This window comes from Streptomyces echinoruber (assembly GCF_014651135.1).
Lineage (GTDB): Bacteria > Actinomycetota > Actinomycetes > Streptomycetales > Streptomycetaceae > Streptomyces > Streptomyces echinoruber.
Map to the genome: position 1 here is coordinate 1 of NZ_BMWH01000072.1, position 2,202 is coordinate 2,202.

General features: G+C 74.4%; 1 protein-coding gene. It reads left to right on the forward strand.

Annotated features, from left to right (window positions below; all coding sequences use genetic code 11):
• Positions 1–2,024, forward strand: a 2,024-nt coding sequence (locus IE225_RS32485; RefSeq protein WP_190061264.1) for a phage tail protein, incomplete at its 5' end; no start/stop codon positions are given.
• Positions 2,025–2,202: the final 178 nt, after the last annotated feature.

Sequence of the window (2,202 nt, forward strand, 5' to 3'; positions counted from 1 at the left end):
TCGGATACATCGACCTCGACGACTCCGGGGCCCGCCGCGGAGTCGACGACACCCGGGCCGCGATGGTCGGCCTTCAGCGCGACGCTGACGGCCGACTGCGTGACCTGCGCGGGCGTTTCGCCTCCGAGGGCGCGCTCATGGGCGCGGCCCTCGGCGAGAGCGTCGGCGGGGGCGCCGAGGAAGCGGGGCGCGGCCTCGCCGGTATCGGCCCGCTGCTCGGCGCGGCGAAGACCTCGACGCTCGCCCTGTCCGGGGCCGCGCTCGCGGCCGGCGGGGCGCTCGCCGCCGTACCGCTCGCGGTCGTCGGCCTCGGCGCGAAGGTTCTCGCCGAGAACGACCAGGTCAAGAGCGCCTTTTCGGGGCTCGCCGAGCACGTCAAGGGACAGATGCAGTCCCTTGCCGGGCCGCTAGTCAAGCCGTTCGCCAACGCGGCCGGACAGCTCCGGGGGATATTCGACGACCTCGCCCCGCAGATCGGCGACCTGTTCAAGGGCGTCGCTCCGCTGGTCGAGCCGCTGGTCGACGGCATCGGCGCGCTCGCCAAGGGCGCCATGCCCGGCCTGGTCTCCGCCGTCCAGGCCGCCGGACCGGTCATCGACGCCCTGTCGACCGGCCTCGGCGCGGTCGGCCAGGGGGTCGGCGGGTTCTTCGAGGGCATCGCCCAGGGCGCCGACGGTGCCGCCCAAGGGCTCGGCGGACTGCTCGGCGCGGTCGGCGAGATCCTGCCCTCGCTCGGCAGCCTGATCGGCACGCTCGCCGAAGCCGGCGGCCCGGTCCTCGCCGCCGTCGCAAAGGCCCTCGCGCCGGTCGTCTCCCAACTCGCCGACGCGCTCGGCCCCGCCCTCGCCGCGCTCGGCCCGCCGCTACAGACGTTCATCGGGGCCCTCGGCGAGGCCCTGCTACCCATCGTCGGCGAGCTGGGCCCGGTCCTCGCCGCCCTCGCAGAAACGTTTGGCCTGGTCCTCCAGGCCGTCGCGCCGATCCTGCCCGTCCTGGGGCAGCTGATCGCCGCGGTCCTGCCCGTCCTCGCTGAACTGCTGACCGCGGTTCAGCCGCTCCTCGTCACCCTCGGCGACGCATTCGCCCAGGTCATGACCGCACTGGCCCCGCTGGTGCCGGTCATCGGCGAGCTACTGCTCGCCGCGCTCGGCGCGCTCATGCCGATCATCCAACCCCTGATCGGGTTGGTCGGCCAGCTCGCGCAGATCCTCGCCGCCGGGCTCGCGCAGGTGATCACCTCGGTCGTCCTGCCGATCCTGCAAGCCGTCGTCGCGCTGCTGCGCGGCGACTTCGACAAGGCGTGGCAGCTCGCCAAACAGGCCGTCGTCAACGCCGCGAAACTGGTCGGCGAGGCCGCCGCCCGGCTCGCCCAGTGGGTCGGCCAGGGCATCGGCGCCGCCGTCGACTGGATTCGCGGCCTGCCCGGACGGGCGTACAGCGCGCTCGCCCCGCTCGCCGGGCAGCTCGCCGCGCGCGCCCGCTCGGCCCTGTCGTCCTTCAAGGATGCTGTGGTCGCCAAGGCGGGCGAGGCCATCGCGTGGATGCGCGGACTGCCGGGCCGAATCTCCAGCGCCATCGGCAACCTGGGATCGCTGCTGGTCGACAAGGGCCGTGACGTCGTGCGCGGCCTGCTCAACGGCGTGCGGTCGATGGGCGGTTGGCTGCGCTCGCAGTTGATGAGCTTCGCCAAGAGCATGATCCCCGGCCCGATCGCCAAGGCGCTGGGCATCCACAGCCCGAGCCGCGTCATGGCGCGCGACGTGGGCCGGTGGATTCCCGCCGGCCTGGTCAAGGGCATCGAGGGCGGAGCCGGGGCCGTCGAGCGGGCCATGCGGACGCTGGTCACCCCGCCCGCCGTCCCGCAGCTCGCCCCCGCGTACGCGGGCGCGGACGCCCACGGCTCCCCGTTCGGCACGGCCGCCGGGGGCGCCCTGGTCCAGATCGAGCACTGGCACGCCGCCGAGAACGGCAGCCCGGACGACAACGCCCGCGCGCTCGCGTGGCTGGCCAAGGCGAGGGGGTGACCATGCCCGCCACTGCTGCCACGGTCGCGGCCGGCGCCCTGGTCACCCAACCCGGACAGATCCAGTACGGCGACCTGCTGCTCGGCCCCGGCACGCCGTACCGGTGGCGCACCCTCACCGGGTGGGAGGAACTTCCCCCGCTCGACTCCGGCACCGTGCAGCGCGCCGACGCACACGG